The organism is Agromyces atrinae (genome assembly GCF_013407835.1).
Taxonomy (GTDB): Bacteria; Actinomycetota; Actinomycetes; order Actinomycetales; family Microbacteriaceae; genus Agromyces; species Agromyces atrinae.
This window is the reverse complement of sequence record NZ_JACCBI010000001.1, coordinates 280,541-300,209: the sequence shown is the minus strand read 5'-3', so window position 1 is coordinate 300,209 and position 19,669 is coordinate 280,541. Positions and strand designations below refer to the sequence as shown.

The following is a 19,669-nucleotide window of genomic DNA, read 5'->3' as shown; positions in this document are numbered from 1 at the left end:
GATTCTCACACGAAGCGCGTGAGGCCCCGCGTTAGGCTGGAGACATCATGACTGACTCCCTCGCTCCGTCGAGTTCACCCTCACCCGCCGCGGCTCGGAATGTTCCACAAGAGCGCCGAATCGTGACCGCGATCCCCGGCCCTCGTTCGGAGGAGCTCCACGCGCGGCGTCTGGCCGTCGTTCCGGTCGGCGTCTCGTCCGTGCTCCCCGTCTACATCGAGCGCGCGCACGGCGCCATCCTGGTCGACGTCGACGGCAACCAGTTCGTCGACTTCGGCGCCGGCATCGGCGTGACGACCATCGGTCATACCGATGAGAACGTCGTCGCCGCCGCGACGGCTCAGCTGCAGGACGTCGTGCACACGCTCTTCACGATCACCCCGTACGAAGAGTACGTCCGGGTCGCCGAACTCCTCGCCGAGCACACGCCCGGTACGTGGGCGAAGAAGTCGGTGCTCGTGAACTCGGGCGCCGAGGCGGTCGAGAACGGCGTGAAGATCGCCCGCAAGCACACGGGTCGTCGCGCGATCGCGGTGCTCGACCACGCCTACCATGGCCGCACGAACCTGACGATGGCGATGAACTACAAGGCCGCACCGTACGCGACCGGATTCGGTCCCCTCGCGGGTGACGTCTATCGGGCGCCGAGCAGCTATCCGTATCGTGACGGACTGAGCGGTGCCGACGCCGCGGCGCGCACGATCGCTACCTCGCGAAGGTCGTCGGTGCCGCCGATCTCGCGTGCCTCGTCGTCGAACCGATCCAGGGAGAGGGCGGATTCATGGTGCCCGCAGGCGGCTACCTCCCCGCCCTGCAGACCTGGTGCACCGAGAACGGCGTCGTCATGATCGCCGACGAGATCCAGAGCGGCATGGCCCGAACGGGCCGTTACTTCGCGAGCGAGCACTTCGGGTGGGAGCCCGACCTCGTGCTGAGCGCGAAGGGCATCGCCGGCGGCCTGCCGCTCGCGGCCGTGACGGGTCGTGCCGAGATCATGGATTCCGCACAGCCGGGTGGACTCGGCGGAACCTTCGGCGGAAACCCCGTCGCGTGCGCGGCCTCGATCGCCGTCTTCGAGACCATCGAGCGGGACGGACTCCTCGCCGAGGCCGACCGCATCGGTGCCCGTCTGAGGAGCGGCCTCGAGCGTCTCGCCGCGAGGTTCGACATCATCGGCGACATCCGCGGCCACGGCGCCATGATCGCGATCGAACTCGTCGAGTCCGGCACCGCGGCGACGTCGAAGCTCCCCCACCCCGACGCCGTGCCGAGGCTGACCGCCTTCGCCGCGCAGCACGGCGTCCTCTTCCTCTCGGCCGGAACCTTCGGAAACGTCCTCCGATTCCTGCCGAGCCTGGCCATGACCGATGAGCTCATCGACGACGCCCTCGTTGTGCTCGACGACGCTTTCTCCTCCCTCGCATGAGCGCGGCAGAGGTGATCGGCGTCGCTGACGCGGTAGAACTGGCGGTCGTCGAACGGAGTGGATTCGTGGAATCACGTCATTCAGGCACAGCCATCGTGCTCTCACCCGACGGGCAGGTCGTTCGATCGCTCGGCGATCCCGAGGCTCCGCTCTTCCCGCGGTCATGCCTCAAGCCCTTCCAAGCTGTGGCCGTCATGGCCTCGGGCGTCGCACTGCGCGGCGAAGACGCGGCCATCGCGACGGCGAGCCACACGGGCACGGCGGGACACGTCGCACTCGTCCGCGGTCTGCTCGATCGCGCCAACATCTCGCCGGCCCGCCTCGGCTGCCCTCCCGCCATGCCGAGCGATCGTGCCGCACGCGAGCAGCTCATCCGTGACGGCAACGGGCCCGACCGCCTGTACATGAACTGCTCGGGCAAGCACGCGGCGATGCTTCTCGCGTGCGTCGCCAACAACTGGCCGCTCGAGGGGTACCTCGACCCCCGCCACCCGCTGCAGAAGCGCATCCTCGACGTCATCGAGCGTCTGACCGGTGAGAAGCCGGTCGCGACGGGCATCGACGGCTGCGGTGCTCCCGTGCACGCGATCACTCTTCGCGGCCTCGCGCACGGTGTGCAGCGCATCACGACGTCGTCCGCATCGTCGCCGTTCGCCCTCTACCGTGAGGCAGGCGCGCTCACCGAGGCCGTTCGTGAGAACGGCTGGGTGATCGCCGGGCCGGGTCAGCCCGATTCGATCGCGATCGATCGACTGGGAGTCTTCGCGAAGGCCGGAGCCGAGGGCGTCATGATCATGACGGCCCCCGACGGCACGAGCGTCGCCCTCAAGGTGCTCGACGGCAGCTCGCGCGCATCGGCGATCGTCGCGCTTCGCCTCCTCGTCTCGGCGGGCGCCCTCGACTCGGCAGCGGTCGACGCCGTCGCCGCCGAGCTCGACCTCTGGGTCTCGGGCGGCTCCGGGCGCGTCGGCGAGATCCGCGCGACCGTCTAGCCGGGCGATCACCGTCACCGCGTCGGCCACGTTCGACGTTCGACAGCGCCCCCGACCTCGATCACCCAGACGTCGTCAGGACCGAGCGGTGGCGGAAGCGCGCGATCTCGTGTGACGGAACGGTAGTCGGAGAGGCTCCCGTCGATGACGAGAGTCGTCGCGGGTGCCCCGCCGCCGCTTCGGGCTCGCACCGCATTCCATGTCTCGATGTCGGAGACGAGGACGAGTGGCCGCACGGAGGGAGCGGCTCGCCGCGCCGCTCGTGTCGGTGCCGATGCCCGTGCCGAAGCCGACGGCACCGGCGCATTCGTCGCCGTCGCCGGGGTGTCGACGCTGAGCGGCTGCACCTCGACCTCGGGGAAGGCCCGGCGAACCCGTCCGGCCGCCCGTGCGGGCGTTCGCGACACGAGAACGGTCAGCGGCGTCTCCAGCGCGAGAGCGCGATGCCCGATGACCGCTCGGCGCCCGGCCGCGCTCCTGTCACTCCGCCCCGGTGTCGGAGCGATGACCTGGATGCGTCGACCGCGCCATTCGCCGCGCCCGGCGACGACGCGGTTCTGCCAGAGGTCGGCCGGAGCACCGGACTGCAGATGCTCGGCCCGAGTAGGAAATCCCAGGCGAAGCGCGCAGGAGAACCTCTCGGTGAGTCCGCGCACACCCGTCGAGGAGTGCGAGCCGACGAGGAGCGCCACACCGTCGGCCGGCCGCAGGGTCGCGAGGTACCCGAGCCGCTCCACGGCGCGCTGCCGGTACTCGACATCGAGGCCGGCGGCCAGGAGGTCCACGTCGTCGACGACGATCACGGCGGGAGCGGCGGGGTCGGGGCGGAACGCTTCCAATGCGTCGACCGTCTGCACGGCATCGCCGCCGAGTTCGAGGCAGAGCGCGAAGTCCTCGCGCACACGGCTCGTGATCGTCGCGAGCGTCTCGGTGACTCCCGAGAGCGGCCCGCCGATGACGAGGAGGTGACCGTCGGTGCGCGGCGCCCACGCGAGAGGGAGCATCCGCTGCTCCTCGGGAGCATCGATCAGTCCGAACCACGCCGACCGCGATGCCGGCCCGCTTCCCGTCTCGCCATCCCCTGTCGCAAGCCTCGCTCGGGCGTCATCCTCCCCGAGGACCGCGGGTAGGGGTTCGGCCCAGGGCCGTCGGGGCGGGGCCGCGTCGTCGTCTCGCGGAATGCGCGCGACGTCCGCATCGGACACCGAGACGACCCGTCCGGGGTCGACGATTCCGCCCCCTCGGCGGATGAGACAGGAACCCGGGCGATCGAGGGGAAGGGCGAGTGCGGCATCCGAACCGATCATGGTCTGGCTGTCCGCTCGATCGAGCGTGCGCAGAACGATGCGCAGCGGAGTGTTCGCCAGGATCGACTCACGGACGGTGCCGCCGAGCCGTTGGGTCGCGAGCACGAGGTGGACTCCGAGCGAGCGTCCGCGCGCGGCGATGTCGCTGAGCGTCGAGTGCAGCTCGGGATGAGCCGAGAGCATCGCCGCGAACTCGTCGATCACCACCACGAGACGCGGGAGCACGACCGCGCGATCGAGGTGCACGAGATCCGAGACGCCCGCCGAGCGCAGCACGCGCTCCCGGTGACGGAGCTCCGCATCGAGGCTCGTGACCGCGCGCCGTGCGGCGTCGTCCTCCAGGTCGGTGACGAATCCGACGACGTGCGGAAGGCGCGCGACCCGCGCGAACGTCGCCCCGCCCTTGAAGTCGACGAGGAGGAACGAGACCTCCTCGACTCCGCGTGTGGCGGCGAGAGCCGTGATCCACGTCACGAGCAGCTCGCTCTTGCCGCTCCCCGTGGTTCCGACGACGAGCGCGTGCGGACCGTCGGCGACGAGGTCGACCATCGTCGAGCCGCTGCCGAGCACGACGGCGAGGGAACGACGGAAGGGCCCGGGCGCGGGGTGTTCGAGGTCGGCGAATGCCGGATCACGGTGCTCGCTCACGAGGCCGAGCTGATCCGCAGCCTCCTTCTCGCCGCGCGCCCACGACCGCGCCTCGACGAGTCCCACGAGATCGGGGCGGAAGGCGCGCCCGCGGCCGCTCCCCCGCGTCACCCGCGCTCGTGCCGGACCATCGACCTCGATGACGTTCCTGCACTCGACGGGGAGAGCCGCGACCGACGTCGCCTCGGCGAGGATGACGGTCGATACGCCCGTCGCTCGCGGAACGAGACCGACGCCGACGCCGACGCCGACGACGATCGCGCGCCCATCGCGGTGAGGCAGTTCTTCGACCCAACTGCCCGCTCCCGCTTCGATGGCGAGACGTTGCGGTCCGAGCGCGTGCGAGATCTGCACGACGAGGGCGCGCAGCAGCGGTGCCGTCAGGAGCGCAGGACCGACGACCCCGATTCCCCCGTCGAACGGAACCCGGATCGGTGCGTTCTCGAGGGAACGCGCCGCCCGGACCACATCACGCGCACGGTCATCCTGCGCCTTCCCCGCGAGAGCCACCGCGCTCCTCACCGGCCCCCGACCGACGACGATCTCGCCGGGGGCCTCCTCCTCCCAGCGCTCGCGGTGCGGGAGCGCGATGACCTCGGGTGCTCCCGCACGCTCGAGAGCGGCACGCTCGAGGGCGTGAGCGGCGGCGATGCTGCTCGCGAGAGCATCGAGTTCCTCGTCGTACCGGCGGCGTTCCGCGCGCATCTGCCGTCGACGGGTGCGCCGGGCATCGATCATCGTCGCGATGGCGATGACCGGCCCGAGGAGGGCGAAGACGATCGCGTAGGGAGAGCGTGTGAACGCCCAGAGAGCACCGGCAGCGGCGATCGGCGCCAGGAGCGAGACGACGGGGAAGCCGGGTCGCGGCGGCTGCACGGGCGGCGAGGGGATGTCGAACGCGAGCGCGTCAGGAGGCAGTGAATCCACTCGCCCAGTCCAGCGGACCGCTTCCGCGCCGGGAAGACGCGCTACGCGACGTGGGTGGGAACCGACTCGGCCTCCGCCTGTGGAGGAGAGGCGTCAGCTGACGACGAACGACTGTTCGGCGAGTTCGACGCGTGAGCCGCGCGGCACGAGATAGCGGCGGCCCGGTTCGCACCGCACAGCCGTGCCATCGAGATGACGCACGATCGTGCCGTTACCCGAGAAACGGTCGGCGACCCACAGAGTGCCCTCGTGCTCTCCGAACTCGACGTGGGTCTTCGAGACCGAGAGCGAGCGGTCGGCGATCTGGACGAGGTGATCGAACCGCTCGCCGGGCGCACCGAGAGGCCGGCGGCCGATGAGGCCCGTTCCGAACACCGTCACCTTCTCACCCGTGCTGAACTGCAGGGCGAACCGAGGCGAGGTGGTCGAGTCGGCGTCGGACAGAGGCGTGGCGTCGTCCGCAGCGGGCTCCTCGGGTATCGGCACGGAATCGACGGCGACACTGATGATGCCGGTCGTGACGGGCACGAGGCGTTCGACGACGCTCGTGTCGGAGGGGCGCGGGTCGGGCCGACGACGTGATGCCGCGGTCGCCTGGACCGAGCTTCCGCACTCGCCGCAGAACATCGCTCCGGGGTGCAACGGCGTGCCGCAGATCTGACAATTCACGCGCGATGATCCTCTCGGTCGTCCGTGACCATTCTAGGCAACCGGTAGCGGCGTCAGTCGCGGGGCACGTCGCCCGTGCGCTCGACGATTCCCGTGTCGGCGTCGGCGGGTGCCGTGACGTCGACCACGTCGACGATGACGACCGTGACGTTGTCACGCCCCCCATTGCCGAGCGCCGCATCCATCAGCTGTCGCGCGGCTGACTGCGGGCGCGGGTTGGCGAGGAGGAAGTGACGGATGCCGTACGGCGTGAGTTCCTTCGTGAGACCGTCGGAGCAGACGAGGATGCGCGAACCCGCTTCGAGGGGAATCGCACGGTAGTCGGGCACAGGTGCCTCGTGAAAGCCGACGGCGCGCGTGATGACGTTCGCGTGGGGATGCGTGTCGGCCTCTTCGCGCGTGATCTGCCCGGCATCGACCAGCTCCTGCACGATCGAGTGGTCGACGGTGAGCTGTTCGAGCTCGCCTCCGCGCAGGCGATACACCCGCGAGTCTCCGATGTTGAACACGAGGAACGCCGCCCGCCCGCCGACGACGGCGACCGCGACGCCCGTGACAGTGGTGCCGCTTCCCTCGTCGGTGACGCCCGCGCCGCGGCGCATGTCGTCGACCGCGGCCCGGAGCGACGCATCGATCTCGCTCGTACCGACGATCGACTCGCCGACATGCGACGCGAGTCGAGTGACCACGGCCGCGCTGGCGAAGTCGCCTGCCGCGTGGCCGCCCATGCCGTCGGCGACGGCGAAGATCGGCGAGTCGGCGATGAAGCTGTCTTCGTTGACTTCGCGACGGAGTCCGGTGTCGGTGAGTGCGGCCCACGCGAGTTCTACACGCGTGCCGTCAGGCAGGTGCAGCGTGTGCCCGGCGTTGCCGTGGCCGATCTGTGTCACTGCTCAGGCCTTCTTCTCACTCGGCCCCCCGGCTGGATCCGCATCAACGGGGAGGATTTCGACGATAGCACCGTCACCGAGGTCAAGCGTGGCACCGACACCGAGGGTCTGCGGCTCGCCCGGGACGAGAGGGCGCCGAGTGCCCCCGATGGCGGCGATCGTTCCATTGGTCGACGACAGATCGGTCGCCACGATGCGCGAGCCATGCCGGCGCAGTTCGAGGTGGGTGCCCGATACCGTCGACGCCGGCGATTCGAGTGTGATGAGCGCGACGACGTCGTCGCCGTCCTCCGCCCGGCGTCGGGGCCGGCGTCCGATCAGTGCCGTGCCGTCGAGCGAATAGAGCACATCTCCCGCCTTGAACCACGGCACGCCGACGGGCCGCGGCAGCGTGCGCGCGACGATCGCTGCGTCGGTCTGCTCGGTGTCGGCGGACTCAGCGCCCTCCCGCAACCACTCGAGCCTCGTGGCGCGGATCCGACGAGACCGGAGGTCGACCGCTCGCCCGGGGGCATGCGCGTCGAGAGGCTCATGTCGCGAGGCGAGGGCGAGTCCGGTGACGGCTGTGAAGTCGGCGAGATGCCACGGTCTGATTCCGCGGTCGTCGAAGCGACGCGAGCCGCCCGGGGAGTGGATGTCGATGGCAGCCGTCCCGCGCACGATGGCGGTGATCCTCCGGTCGCTGCCATCCGCTTCGCCCGGCGCAGGGAACGAGACGAGGCCGAACGATTCGACCGCGTCCTCGCCGGCCAGCGGGATCACCCCGACGATCCGCTCGATCGTCGCGTCGGGGTCATCGACGAGCGCGAGGAGGCGCGAGACGACGCCTTCCGGCGCGGGCTCACCCACCCCCACGATGAAACTCTGCCCGATGACGAACACCCACGAGGGCTTGTGCGCATCGTCGGAGGCGCGAATGACCGACGGCATCCCCCCAGTCTTCCACCCGCCGCCCCGTGGAGCGTGAAGGGTGTGAGCGCATGTCCGAGGGCCGTCAGGTCACGGGCGCCTCGCCGGAAGCCTCGGCGAACGCCCACTCCGGGAGAACCGCCGAACCCAGGAGGGTGTGCAGCGCGCGGGCCATGCCGTAGTCCGGGTCGATCGACAGCGCCGTTTCGATGACGCGTGCCGCAGCACTCCCCCGCCCGAGCGCCCACAACAGCCACCCGAGCATGCAGAGCGGCGCCGGTCGATCGTCACGCGGAGCACTCGCGACGAGGAGTCGGAGCAGTTCGACGGCGGAACGTGTTCGCTGAACGTCCGGCCGCATCACGCATCTCCCGAGCAGGATCTCCGCGACCGTCTCGTCGAGGTCGTCGTCGGCCCCGTAGTCGACACCGGACTCCCATTCCTCCTGATCGGCGACCGCGGCGAGTCCGGCGAGCTCGCCGAAGGCGAACTGCACCATGGCCTGGTCACGCGTCGGCGGAGACTGGATCAGCTCGAGCAGCCAGGCGCGGGCGACCGGAGGAAGGTCGCCGACAGCCGTCGTCGCACAGAACTCGACCCACGGAACGGGCGACGGATCCGCGAGAGCGAACACCTGAGCGATCACACGAGGCTCCTCGTCGCCGCTCAACTCCCGGCGCAATCGAGAGAGCACCCGCTCGAAGCGATGGCGCTCCCGATCGTCGACCTGCGGAAGGATGCCGGGCGAGTCGACACCGGCGAGCTCGTCGCCGTTCCTGATCGCAGTGGCCGCGGCCGAGAGCTCGCTGCCGGCGATGAGATCGAGACTGCGGCCTCGGGTCGGGCACTCGGGATCGAGATACGAGCCCCACGCATCGGCTGCGTGACACAGTGCGTCTCTCACGAGGAACCCGTTCTCACCGAGCACCTCGACCATTCGATCGGCGAACCTCGCCCGGGGGATGCCGGTGTCGGCGAACGTCGAATCGGTGTAGATGACCGGGACGGCCGCATCGACCTCGGGTAGGCGGCAGAGGAGGCCGACCACGGCGTCGATGACGGCGCGCTCACCGCGCCCGTCGCCGGGTGCGGGTAGATCGACTCGGAAGGCGGCAGCCGTGCGATTGCCGCGGAAGGCGACGCAGACGATGCTGTTCTCGGAACGGTAGCCCGTGAGCGTCGGAACGAGGGCCAGGAAGTCGTGCGCGGCGGAGGCGCGAAGGATCGTCATGCCTCCATGATTCGATCCCCCGCGTCATCCGTCGCTCGGCGTCGACCGTTCTGTGGACGACTCCGGGCTGTGCAGGAGGAGTCGTCAGGCGAAGATCGCGTCGATGCGGGCGATGTCCTCCGCCGTGGCATCCCAGGCGCCGGCCGCCGCCGCGTTCTTGGCGACTTGCTCGGCCGACGTCGCGCCCGCGATCACCGACGAGAGCGAGGGCTGAGCGAGCATCCACGTGAACGTCGCGTCGAGCATCGACACGGAACGCTCGGCGCAGAAGGCCTCGTACTCCTCGATGACATCCCACGGGGCATCCTCGGCCACGTGGGGGCGCTGCCGCATGATGCGGGAGTCGGCCGGACCGCCCGAGCGCGAGAACTTGCCCGTCAGGAGCCCGTTGTAGAGAGGGAAGTACGGGAGGAAGCCGAGCCCGAAGTGACGCACGGCGGGCAGCACCTCCTTCTCGGCGCCGCGGGAGAGCAGGCTGTACTCGTCCTGCGCGGAGATGAACGCCTCGGTACCCACGAGCTGCGCTGCGAGGTGCGCCTCGGCGATCTGCCAGCCGGCCAGGTTGGAGTGCCCGATGTAGCGCACCTTCCCCTCGGTGACGAGCTCGTCGAGTGCAGCGAGCGTCTCTTCGATCGGCGTGTTTGGGTCGGGAGTGTGCAGCTGGTAGAGGTCGATCCAGTCGGTCCGAAGACGTCGCAGCGACCGCTCCACGGCGAGCCGCACGTATCGACGTGAACCGCGGGCGCCCCACGACGGGATCGGCGACGATGCCCCGGAGTGGCCGAACTTCGTCGCGAGGACGATGCGATCGCGACGGCCGACGAGCGCCTCGCCCATGAGCGTCTCGCTCAGGCCGAACTCGCCGCCGTACATGTCCGCGGTGTCGAAGAGCGTGATCCCGGCATCGATCGCCGCGCCGATGACGGCGTCGGTGCCGGAAGCGGTCTCCGTCGCCGTTCCGGGGCGCCCGAAGTTGTTGCAGCCGAGGCCGACCGCCGAGACGCGAAGTCCGGAGCGGCCGAGTGAGCGGTATTCCATGTCTGCCATTCCTCCAGCGTAGGCCGGTGACATCGACCTGTCCTCCCCACCGACCCGACGCCGACGACTGTCCGCATGGTGTCCGATTTCCGCGAGGGGCGGCGGATGACGCGGGCTACTCTCGACCCATGACCGAATCCCTCCGACTCATCCGCCTCGACAGTCCGATCGGCAGAATCGAAGTCCGCGGCACCGACGACCTCATCACCGGCCTCTCCATCGAGCGGGCGGGAACCCTCCCCCACGACGACCTCGCCGAGAACCCGACGCCCGCGCTCCGTGCCGCGAAGGAGCAGCTCGAGGAGTACTTCGCGGGCGTTCGACAGCGCTTCGACCTTCCGCTCAGCCTTCCGGGAACGCCGTTCCAACAGTCGGTGTGGCGGGAACTCGATCGACTGGGCTGGGGCGAATGCGTCTCGTACGGCCAGCTCGCCGAAGCCGTCGGTCGCCCCGGTTCGGCTCGGGCGATCGGCGGTGCCGTCGGAGCCAACCCCATTCCGCTCCTCGTCGCGTGTCACCGCGTGCTCGGCTCGAACGGAGCCGTCACGGGCTACAGCGCCGGTGAGGGCGTGGCGACGAAGCTCTGGCTGCTCGGCCACGAACAGATCATCATCGCCGCATGAGCGACGCCGCAGGAACGACCATCGTCACTGCCACCCCACCGGCGCGCGCCTCACTCATCGTCGGTGACGACGGGCGTGCGCGCTGCGCGTGGTCGGGCAACGACGACGAGTATCGCCGCTATCACGACGACGAATGGGGTCGAGCGCTCCGCGACGACCGCCGACTCTTCGAGAAGATCAGTCTCGAAGGCTTCCAGGCGGGCCTGTCGTGGATCACGATCCTCCGGCGTCGGGAGGCGTTCCGTTCGGCATTCGACGGGTTCGACGTCGCTCGAGTCGCCGCGTTCACGACGGCCGATGTCGATCGGCTCGTCCTCGACGCCTCGATCATCCGCCATCGCGGAAAGATCGAGGCGGTCATCAGCAATGCACGAGCGACGCTCGCTCTCGACCGCCCGCTCTCCGAGGTGTTGTGGCAGTTCGCGCCTCCGCCCGGGCCGCGCCCGAAGACGTTGGGCGATGTCCCCGCGACGACCGAAGAATCCGCGGCCATGAGCAAGACGCTGCGAAAGCTCGGCTTCCGATTCGTCGGTCCGACCACGATGTACGCGCTCATGCAGTCGACGGGGATGGTCGACGATCATGTCGTCGGGTGCTTCCGCGCCGAGAACGCCGACGGAACGGCATCGCCGAGCTGAACCGGCTCGATGGGGTCGCGAGCGCGTCAGTGGGCGGCGACGACGAGTTCGAGCTCGCCCGGATCGCTCGAGCGTTCGAGTCTCCAGCCCACCGAGCGTGCTCCGTCGATCGCGTCGTCGACGGTGTCGAACGCTGCACCCTGCTGCAGCACGGCGCGAGTGAACTCGCCCTTGGCCTTCTTGTTGAAGTGGTTGAGGGCGCGCCTGCGCCCATCATCACCCTCCGAGACGACGCGCACGAACACGGAGTCGTCGCGCTTCGGGCGCGGGCCGAGAGCCGCGTATCCCTCTGAGCGGAGGTCGAGGACGAGGCCGTCGTGAGCGGCGATCTGCGCCGCGACGGGAGCAGCCCAGTGTGAACGGAGCGACACACCCGGCAGACGAGAGTTGTGGGAGAGCCGATAGGCAGGAACCGAATCGAGTGCGGAGACCGGGCCGAGCAGTGCGGAATGGATGAGCACGTGTTCGCCGGCGAAGGAACGCTCCGCCTCGGTCAAGGTGTGCGCCTCGAGACCGTCGAAGAGCACCCCCGTGAAGCGATCGATCGCGGGCATCGTGGGCGACGTCGTGAATGACCGGTTGCGCGCGAGCTCATGAGACTGCTGCGGGCCGAGCTTGAGCGCTCGCGCGCTCTCGTCGTCGTCGCGGGCGAGCTCGCGCAGGGCCTTCACGACGACGCGACGCTCCGGCGCGAGGCGAGGGAACGCCAGCGACGTGACGTCGAGTCGCGGCGCTCCGCCGCCATCCCTCTTCGTCTCGGAGGGAGGGAGAAGTATCAGCACCTACGCGCCGATGAACGCGAGCGCGATGTCGACGTTCACGCCGAGCGGCTGCGTCGAGTCGACGGTCACGCGCGGCAGCGCAGAACTCGGACCCGTCCAGGACGCGTAGCCCTCGAGGCTCTGCTCGACAGCGCGCCACGTCAACTCGGCGAGGTGCGGGAGAGTGCTCTCGCGTCGCTCGAGTCGCTCGCGGTGTACGGCCTCGTCGGAGCAGAAGACCTCGATGACCTTGAGTTCGACCTGGCTGCGCTCAGCGAGGTCGCGCCACTGGAGGCGGGCGGCCTCGACGGCGTTCACCGCATCCACGACGACGGATCGGCCGGAAGCCAGGACCGTCGACGCGATCTCTTCGGCGACGAGATAAGCCGCCAGACCGGTCGGCTGATCCGCGTCGATACCGGCGCGCAGGATCGCCGACTCGATCGGATCGACCGAGACGACCTGCGCACCGAGGCGGCTGCCGATGATCTCACCGATCGTCGACTTGCCGGATCCGGGCAGACCCGCCATGACGATCAGGCGGGTCACGCTCAGATCACCGAACTGACGTTCCGTGAGCTCTCCCCCGAGCGACGACATCGGCTCAGACCAGCTCTGCCTGCGAGGCCACCACCTGGACGGTGTTGTTCTCGACCGAGAGGAAACCCTCGGAGGCGTCGGCGACGATCTTCTCGCCACCGGCAAGGGTGATGCGAACTTCACCACTGCCGAGGATGGCCAAGAGCGGTTCGTGCCCGGGCAGGATACCGATCTCGCCCTCGACGGTCGTGGCGACGACCATGTTCGCCTCGCCCGACCACACTTCGCGGTCGGCCGAGACGACACTCACGGAGAGGACAGCCATGCTCAGCCGTTCTCCTTCTGGATCTGAGCCCACTTCTCTTCGACGTCGGTGATCGGGCCGACGTTGAAGAACGCCTGCTCGGCCACGTGGTCGAAATCGCCGCGAGCGATCGCGTCGAACGACTCGATGGTGTCCTTGAGCGGAACGGTCGAACCCTCGACACCGGTGAACTTCTTCGCCATGTAGGTGTTCTGCGAGAGGAACTGCTGGATACGGCGCGCACGCGACACCGTGATCTTGTCTTCCTCGGAGAGCTCGTCGACACCGAGGATGGCGATGATCTCCTGCAGTTCCTTGTTCTTCTGGAGGATCTGCTTGACCGTCGTGGCGACGCGGTAGTGGTCCTCGCCCAAGTAACGGGGGTCGAGGATGCGCGACGTCGACGTCAGCGGGTCGACGGCCGGGTACAGACCCTTCGACGCGATCTCACGGGAGAGCTCGGTCGTGGCGTCGAGGTGCGCGAACGTCGTCGCGGGAGCCGGGTCGGTGTAGTCGTCAGCAGGGACGTAGATGGCCTGCAGCGACGTGATCGAGTGACCGCGCGTCGAGGTGATGCGCTCCTGGAGGATGCCCATCTCGTCGGCGAGGTTCGGCTGGTAGCCGACCGCGGAGGGCATACGACCGAGAAGGGTCGACACCTCGGAACCGGCCTGCGTGAAGCGGAAGATGTTGTCGATGAAGAGGAGGACGTCCTGCTTCTGGACATCGCGGAAGTACTCGGCCATCGTGAGGGCCGAGAGTGCAACGCGAAGACGCGTTCCCGGCGGCTCGTCCATCTGGCCGAAGACGAGGGCCGTCTTGTCGAAGACACCGGCCTCTTCCATCTCGTGGATGAGGTCGTTGCCCTCACGGGTACGCTCACCGACACCGGCGAACACCGACACACCACCGTGGTCCTGGGCGACGCGCTGGATCATCTCCTGGATGAGGACCGTCTTTCCGACACCGGCACCACCGAACAGACCGATCTTTCCACCCTGCACATACGGGGTGAGGAGGTCGATGACCTTGATGCCGGTCTCGAAGAGCTGCGTCTTCGACTCGAGCTGGTCGAAGTTCGGCGGACGACGGTGGATCGGCCAACGCTCGGTGATCTCGATCTTCTCGCCGGGCTCGGCGTTCAGGATCTCGCCGATGACGTTGAAGACCTTGCCCTTGGTGACATCGCCGACGGGCACGGAGATGGCTGCACCCGTGTCGGTGACCTCCTGGCCACGGACGAGACCGTCGGTGGGCTTGAGGGCGATGGCGCGAACGAGGTCGTCGCCGAGGTGCTGAGCGACCTCGAGCGTGATCTCGGTGGACTCGTCGCCGATCGTGATCGTCGTCTTGAGCGCGTTGTAGATCTCGGGGATCGAGTCGTGCGGGAACTCGATGTCGACGACGGGGCCGGTGACGCGAGCGATGCGTCCGACGGCGCCGGCCGTCGTCTCGGCCGCGGCCGGAACGGTGGCGGTGTCAGTCATGTTCTCTTCCTTCTGGTACGAGTCTGAAAGTTACTTGGAGGAGAGCGCGTCAGCGCCGCCCACGATTTCTGCGATCTGCTGCGTGATCTCGGACTGGCGGGCCTCGTTGGCGAGTCGCGTGTAGTCCTTGATCAGCTTGTCGGCGTTGTCGGTGGCCGACTTCATGGCCTTCTGCGTCGCTGCGTGCTTCGCGGCAGACGACTGGAGCATGGCGTTGAAGATACGGCTCTCGATGTAGACGGGAAGGAGCCCGTCGAGCACGCTCTCGGGATCCGGCTCGAACTCGTAGAGCGGGAGCACATCCTTCTCGCCCGGCTCTTCGACGCCCTCGACGACCTCGAGAGGCAGCAGACGCACGACTTCGGGAACCTGCGTGATCATCGACACGAAGCGGTTGTACACGACGTGGATCTCGTCGACACCACCCTCGTCGGCGTCACGGAGGAACGTCTCGAGGACGGCGTCGCCGATTTCCTTCGCCGTCTCGAACGTCGGATTGTCGGTTCCACCGATCCACTGACGCTCGGACGCACGGCGACGGAACGCGAAGTAGCCGACCGCCTTCCGTCCGACGAGGAAGTAGACGACCTCTTTGCCCTGTTCGCGGAGCAGCTCAGAGAGCTGTTCGGCCTCTCGCAGCACCTGCGAGTTGAACGCACCGGCCAGACCGCGGTCCGACGAGAAGATCAGGATCGCGGCGCGCTCGATCTTCTCCGGCTCGGTCGTCAGCACGTGATCGACGTTCGAGTAGGTCGCGACCGCCGAGACGGCGCGCGTGATCGCTCGCGAGTACGGCGTCGACGCTGCGACGCGCGCCTGTGCCTTCTGGATGCGTGATGCCGAGATCAGCTCCATGGCGCGAGTGATCTTCTTGGTCGTCTGGGCAGACCTGATCTTCTGCCGGTAGACCCGAAGTTGCGCTCCCATGTCTCTCCTGTATTCCTAGGTCCGGTCGTCTTCGTCGCTTGTTAGCGACGACCCTTGACGATCTTCTCCTGGTTGACGTCTTCTTCGGCGATCGCTTCGAACTTCTCGGAACCGACGGAGGCGAGCGGCTTGCCCTCGCCCGTCTGGAACTCGAGCTTGAAGCGATCGACAGCACCAGCAAGATCCGCAACGGTCGCGTCGTCGAGGACGTTCGTGTCGCGCAGCGTGGTGAGCACCGTCGTGTTGCGGGCGAGGTAGTCGAGCAGCTCGCGCTCGAAGCGCAGGATGTCTTCGACGGGGACCTCGTCGAGCTTGCCGTTCGTACCGGCCCAGATCGAGACGACCTGCTCCTCGACGGGGTACGGCGAGTACTGCGGCTGCTTGAGCAGCTCGGTCAGACGAGCACCGCGCGCCAGCTGGCGACGGCTCGTCGCGTCGAGGTCGGATGCGAACATCGCGAACGCCTCGAGCGAACGGTACTGAGCGAGCTCGAGCTTCAGCGTTCCCGAGACCTTCTTGATCGACTTGACCTGAGCGTCTCCACCGACACGCGAGACCGAGATACCGACGTCGACGGCCGGGCGCTGGTTCGAGTTGAAGAGGTCGGACTGGAGGAAGATCTGGCCGTCGGTGATCGAGATCACGTTCGTCGGGATGTACGCCGAGACGTCGTTGGCCTTGGTCTCGATGATCGGCAGACCCGTCATCGAGCCGGCGCCGAGCTCGTCGGAGAGCTTCGCACAACGCTCCAGCAGACGCGAGTGCAGGTAGAACACGTCACCGGGGTATGCCTCACGTCCCGGCGGACGACGCAGGAGCAGCGAGACGGCGCGGTAGGCCTCGGCCTGCTTCGACAGGTCATCGAAGATGATGAGGACGTGCTTGCCGCCGTACATCCAGTGCTGGCCGATGGCCGAGCCGGTGTAGGGGGCGAGGTACTTGAAGCCGGCGGGGTCGGAGGCGGGAGCCGCGACGATCGTCGTGTACTCCATCGCTCCTGCGTCTTCGAGGGCGCCCTTCACCGAAGCGATGGTCGAGCCCTTCTGGCCGATGGCGACGTAGATGCAGCGGACCTGCTTGTTGACGTCACCCGACTCCCAGTTGGCCTTCTGGTTGATGATCGTGTCGATCGCGATGGCCGTCTTACCGGTCTGGCGGTCGCCGATGATGAGCTGACGCTGGCCACGGCCGACGGGGATCATGGCGTCGATCGCCTTGATGCCGGTCTGGAGCGGCTCGTGCACCGACTTGCGCTGCATGACGCCGGGAGCCTGGAGCTCGAGCGCGCGGCGTCCTTCGGAGACGATCTCGCCGAGTCCGTCGATCGGGTTGCCGAGCGGGTCGACGACGCGGCCGAGGTAGTTGTCACCGACCGGCACGGAGAGGACCTCTCCGGTGCGGGTCACCTCCATGCCCGCTTCGATGCCGGTGAACTCACCGAGGACGACGACACCGATCTGGTCTTCGTCGAGGTTGAGGGCGAGGCCGAGCGTGCCGTCCGCGAAGCGGATGAGCTCGTTCGCCATGACCGAGGGAAGACCCTCGACGTGCGCGATACCGTCCGCAGCGTCCGTCACGTGGCCGACCTCGGTCGTCGCGGCCGCACCCGGCTGGTACGCCGACGCGAAATCCTTGAGCGCGTTGCGGATCTCATCGGGGCTGATGGTGAGTTCTGCCATGATCTTCCTTTTTCTGTACGGCGCCCGAGCGAGGCCGTTGTCGTTGCGAGTCCGGTGTTAGCCGGCGAGTTGAAGTCGAAGATCGCCGAGGCGCTTCGCGATGCTGCCGTCGATCACGTCGTCGGCGATCTGCACACGCAGGCCTCCGAGGACGTTCGCATCGACGATCTGGTTCACGCGGACGGGGCGTCCGCTGCGCGCGGCGAGACCGGCCTGGAGACGATCGATCTGAGCCTGCTGAAGAGGAACGGCCGAGGTCACCGTGGCGACGGCGAAACCGGCTTCGTCGGCGACGACGTGCGCCGCGTGGCGGACGAGTTCGCCCGCACGACGGCCCAGGGGCTGCTGCACGAGGTGCGTGAGGATCGCGACCGTCTCAGGCGAAGCGCTACCCTGGAGCAGCCGCTCGACGAGAGCGACCTTGGCCGGTCCCGATCCGAGCTTCGAGCTCAGTGCGAGCTCGAGTTCGGAGTTGGTCGCGACGGCGCGGCCGAAGGCGAACAGTTCGTTCTCGAGCGAGACGTCGTTCGGTGCCGACGCGGCGATGACGCGAAGGCCGAGCTCTTCGATTCCCTCGAGGATGTCGGACGGAGTCGACCAGCGACCCGCAGCGACGGACTCGAGGAGAGTGAGCGCCTGGGGCGTCACACGTGAACCGAAGACGGATGCGACGAGGGCCTTCTTGGCCGACGTCTCCGCTCCCGGGTCACCGAGAGCTGCCTGGAGCTGGTGCGAGGAGCCGATGATGCGGCTGGCCTCGAACAGCGAGACACCCGTCGCGAGGTCACCGTTCTGCGAACGTGCCGCTCGACGGCTCTCGGCGAGAGCCTCTCTGGACGCTGATCCCATCGGTGCTACTTCTTCCCGGCCTGGGCGGCTTCGCTCGCCTCGAGGTCAGCGAGGAAGCGGTCGACGATCGCCGCGGAGCGACGGTCATCGGTCAGGCTCTCGCCGATGACGCCCGACGCGAGGTCGATGGCCAACGTGCCGACTTCGGAACGCAACGAGACGAGTGCCGCCTGGCGCTCCGCCTCGATCTGAGCGTGAGCCGTCGCCGTGAGGCGGGCGGCCTCGCTCGATGCTGCGTCGCGTGCCTCGGCGACGATGGACTTGCCCTCGTCACGCGCGGACTCACGGATGCGACCGGCTTCGACGCGGGCGTCGGCGAGCTGAGCCGTGTACTGCTCGAGAGCGGCTTCGGCCTGGCGCTGTGCCTCGTCGGCCTTGGCGATGTTGCCCTCGATTGCCTCGGCACGCTGGTCGAGCATGCGCTGCACCCTCGGAAGCACGAGCTTCCAGAAGAAGAAGGCCACGATCACGAAGACGACGCCGGACCAGACGATGTCATATACGGGCGGGATGAGCAGGTTGGGCTGCTCTCCCGATCCCTCGGTGGCGGCTACTAGGAGCATGGTGCCTTCCTTATCGTGCTGGTGATCAGGCGAAGATGAAGTACGTCGCGATACCGATGAACGCGAGCGCCTCGGTGAAGGCGATACCGATGTACATCACGACCTGGAGGCGGCCGGCGAGCTCGGGCTGACGAGCGATCGACTCGACGGTCTTGCCGACGAGGATACCGATACCGATACCGGGGCCGATCGCGGCGAGGCCGTAGCCCACCGTTGCGATGTTGCCGTTGATTTCTGCGAGGACCGTGGTTGCGTCCATGGAGTGGTGTTTCCTTCCGTGTAGATATGATCCAGCCGGCGGCCGAGATCGCTTAGTGTTCCTCGGCCAGCGAAAGCTGAATGTAGACCGTGGTGAGGAGGGTGAAGATGTACGCCTGAAGTACGGCGACGAGCAACTCGAACAGCGTGAATGCCAACCCGAAGGCCAGGGTTCCCGCGCCGATGAGCTTGAAAGCACCCTCGGCCTGGAAGAAGAAGAACTGGGTGGCCGCGAACAGGATGACGAGCAGGAGGTGCCCGACGACCATGTTCATGAGGAGACGCAGCATGAGCGTCACCGGCCGCAGGATGAAGATCGAGAGGAGCTCGATCGGCGTCATGATGACGTAGAGGCCCTTGGGCACACCTGCAGGGAAGAGCGAGTCGGAGAAGAAGCGCCACGACTTCTTGCGGAGACCCGCGTAGATGAAGAGCACGTACGCGACGACGGCCAGGACGAGTGGCATACCCGCTGTCGACGTACCGGCGATGTTCAGGAACGGGATGATTCCCGTGAGGTTCAAGAAGAGAACCAGGAAGAAGATCGTCGTGATGACGGGCAGGAATCGCTTCCCGTCCTTCTTGCCGAGCAGGTCTTCGGCGATGTTGACACGCACGAAGTCAAGACCGAACTCGATGATGCTCTGACGTCGGTTGGGGATGACGCGAAGCTTTCGCGTGCCGAGCCAGAACACCAGCAGCAGCACCGCTACGGCGATGAGCCGAACGAGGATGATGCGGTTGATCTCGAACGGCGTTCCCTCAAAGAGAATCGTCGGCGGGAAGAACTCGTCGATCGTGGGGGCGTGGAAACCATCGTCACCGTTAGCGATCGGAACGAGCAGGTTCAGGGATTGCGCTAACAGTGCACTGTCCTCAGATTCGGGCGTGGAGCAAGGCGTCGCTCTCGCGTCGTGAACATGGAGGTGAACCCCGGAGAGCTGTTGAGAACTCCGCTACGGGCCGTAGAACACTCTAGCAGACATCGCTCGTGGAACGATTC

The 19,669-nt window shown here is 67.7% G+C and carries 19 protein-coding genes and 1 pseudogene; 4 read left to right on the top strand and 16 right to left on the bottom strand.

Annotation, left to right across the window (positions count from 1 at the left end; translation table 11 throughout):
• Nucleotides 1-47 precede the first annotated feature (47 nt).
• Both gabT and BJ972_RS01415 read left to right on the top strand, forming a co-directional pair.
• Nucleotides 48-1,426 (top strand): annotated as a pseudogene (gene gabT, locus BJ972_RS01420) (4-aminobutyrate--2-oxoglutarate transaminase).
• Entirely contained in the window at nucleotides 1,423-2,418 is a 996-nt protein-coding gene (locus tag BJ972_RS01415) for an asparaginase (RefSeq protein ID WP_129176699.1), read from the top strand. Before gabT ends, BJ972_RS01415 begins: the two are co-directional and overlap by 4 nt.
• Before the next feature lie 14 nt (nucleotides 2,419-2,432).
• Here the strand turns inward: BJ972_RS01415 and BJ972_RS01410 are convergent, their stop codons facing one another.
• The 6 genes from BJ972_RS01410 to BJ972_RS01385 all read right to left on the bottom strand — a co-directional run bounded on the left by BJ972_RS01410 (nucleotide 2,433) and on the right by BJ972_RS01385 (nucleotide 10,046).
• Nucleotides 2,433-5,300 carry an FtsK/SpoIIIE domain-containing protein gene (locus tag BJ972_RS01410; protein WP_129176697.1) on the bottom strand — a complete coding sequence of 956 codons (2,868 nt, stop codon included), beginning with the start codon at nucleotides 5,298-5,300 and terminating at the stop codon, nucleotides 2,433-2,435.
• A gap of 93 nt (nucleotides 5,301-5,393) precedes the next feature.
• Nucleotides 5,394-5,969 carry a zinc ribbon domain-containing protein gene (locus BJ972_RS01405; RefSeq protein ID WP_129176695.1) on the bottom strand — a complete coding sequence of 192 codons (576 nt, stop codon included), beginning with the start codon at nucleotides 5,967-5,969 and terminating at the stop codon, nucleotides 5,394-5,396.
• Between the two features lie 53 nt (nucleotides 5,970-6,022).
• Nucleotides 6,023-6,859: a PP2C family protein-serine/threonine phosphatase gene (locus BJ972_RS01400; RefSeq protein WP_129176693.1), complete on the bottom strand. Its 837-nt coding sequence runs from the start codon at nucleotides 6,857-6,859 to the stop codon at nucleotides 6,023-6,025.
• Nucleotides 6,860-6,862: 3 nt separating this feature from the next.
• The gene (locus BJ972_RS01395) at nucleotides 6,863-7,789 is read right to left on the bottom strand and encodes an FHA domain-containing protein (protein ID WP_129176691.1); all 927 of its coding nucleotides are present in this window, start codon (nucleotides 7,787-7,789) and stop codon (nucleotides 6,863-6,865) included.
• Nucleotides 7,790-7,853: 64 nt separating this feature from the next.
• Nucleotides 7,854-8,999, bottom strand: coding sequence for a DUF4192 domain-containing protein (locus BJ972_RS01390; protein ID WP_129176689.1), 1,146 nt, complete (start codon nucleotides 8,997-8,999; stop codon nucleotides 7,854-7,856).
• Between the two features lie 84 nt (nucleotides 9,000-9,083).
• The gene (locus BJ972_RS01385; protein ID WP_129176687.1) at nucleotides 9,084-10,046 is read right to left on the bottom strand and encodes an aldo/keto reductase; all 963 of its coding nucleotides are present in this window, start codon (nucleotides 10,044-10,046) and stop codon (nucleotides 9,084-9,086) included.
• A gap of 119 nt (nucleotides 10,047-10,165) precedes the next feature.
• On the opposite strand from BJ972_RS01385, the gene BJ972_RS01380 reads away from it, so the two are divergent.
• Together BJ972_RS01380 and BJ972_RS01375 are read left to right on the top strand one after the other, a co-directional pair.
• Nucleotides 10,166-10,660 (top strand): methylated-DNA--[protein]-cysteine S-methyltransferase, encoded by a 495-nt coding sequence (locus BJ972_RS01380; protein ID WP_129176685.1) that lies wholly within the window; start codon nucleotides 10,166-10,168, stop codon nucleotides 10,658-10,660.
• Entirely contained in the window at nucleotides 10,657-11,298 is a 642-nt protein-coding gene (locus tag BJ972_RS01375) for a DNA-3-methyladenine glycosylase I (protein WP_129176684.1), read from the top strand. The genes BJ972_RS01380 and BJ972_RS01375 overlap by 4 nt, the downstream gene beginning before the upstream one ends.
• Before the next feature lie 26 nt (nucleotides 11,299-11,324).
• Here BJ972_RS01375 and BJ972_RS01370 read toward each other — a convergent pair whose 3' ends face one another.
• The 10 genes from BJ972_RS01370 to atpB are packed head-to-tail and all read right to left on the bottom strand — an operon-like array spanning nucleotide 11,325 to nucleotide 19,517.
• Nucleotides 11,325-12,080 carry a YaaA family protein gene (locus BJ972_RS01370; protein ID WP_129176682.1) on the bottom strand — a complete coding sequence of 252 codons (756 nt, stop codon included), beginning with the start codon at nucleotides 12,078-12,080 and terminating at the stop codon, nucleotides 11,325-11,327.
• Nucleotides 12,081-12,608, bottom strand: a complete 528-nt coding sequence (locus BJ972_RS01365) for a P-loop nucleotide/nucleoside kinase family protein (RefSeq protein ID WP_241830888.1) — start codon at nucleotides 12,606-12,608, stop codon at nucleotides 12,081-12,083.
• Between the two features lie 55 nt (nucleotides 12,609-12,663).
• Entirely contained in the window at nucleotides 12,664-12,924 is a 261-nt protein-coding gene (locus BJ972_RS01360) for a F0F1 ATP synthase subunit epsilon (RefSeq protein WP_129176680.1), read from the bottom strand.
• A gap of 2 nt (nucleotides 12,925-12,926) precedes the next feature.
• The gene (gene atpD, locus BJ972_RS01355) at nucleotides 12,927-14,390 is read right to left on the bottom strand and encodes a F0F1 ATP synthase subunit beta (RefSeq protein ID WP_129176678.1); all 1,464 of its coding nucleotides are present in this window, start codon (nucleotides 14,388-14,390) and stop codon (nucleotides 12,927-12,929) included.
• A gap of 30 nt (nucleotides 14,391-14,420) precedes the next feature.
• Nucleotides 14,421-15,317 carry a F0F1 ATP synthase subunit gamma gene (locus BJ972_RS01350; RefSeq protein WP_129176676.1) on the bottom strand — a complete coding sequence of 299 codons (897 nt, stop codon included), beginning with the start codon at nucleotides 15,315-15,317 and terminating at the stop codon, nucleotides 14,421-14,423.
• A 41-nt stretch (nucleotides 15,318-15,358) separates the two neighbouring features.
• On the bottom strand, nucleotides 15,359-16,996 hold the full coding sequence (gene atpA, locus BJ972_RS01345; protein ID WP_129176674.1) for a F0F1 ATP synthase subunit alpha: 1,638 nt from the start codon (nucleotides 16,994-16,996) through the stop codon (nucleotides 15,359-15,361).
• A gap of 57 nt (nucleotides 16,997-17,053) precedes the next feature.
• A complete protein-coding gene (locus tag BJ972_RS01340; protein ID WP_129176672.1) occupies nucleotides 17,054-17,845 on the bottom strand; it encodes a F0F1 ATP synthase subunit delta in 792 nt (263 codons plus the stop codon).
• A 5-nt stretch (nucleotides 17,846-17,850) separates the two neighbouring features.
• The gene (locus tag BJ972_RS01335; RefSeq protein ID WP_129176670.1) at nucleotides 17,851-18,408 is read right to left on the bottom strand and encodes a F0F1 ATP synthase subunit B; all 558 of its coding nucleotides are present in this window, start codon (nucleotides 18,406-18,408) and stop codon (nucleotides 17,851-17,853) included.
• A gap of 25 nt (nucleotides 18,409-18,433) precedes the next feature.
• Nucleotides 18,434-18,667 carry an ATP synthase F0 subunit C gene (gene atpE, locus BJ972_RS01330; protein ID WP_129176668.1) on the bottom strand — a complete coding sequence of 78 codons (234 nt, stop codon included), beginning with the start codon at nucleotides 18,665-18,667 and terminating at the stop codon, nucleotides 18,434-18,436.
• A 52-nt stretch (nucleotides 18,668-18,719) separates the two neighbouring features.
• The gene (atpB, locus tag BJ972_RS01325) at nucleotides 18,720-19,517 is read right to left on the bottom strand and encodes a F0F1 ATP synthase subunit A (protein ID WP_129176666.1); all 798 of its coding nucleotides are present in this window, start codon (nucleotides 19,515-19,517) and stop codon (nucleotides 18,720-18,722) included.
• Nucleotides 19,518-19,669 lie beyond the last annotated feature (152 nt).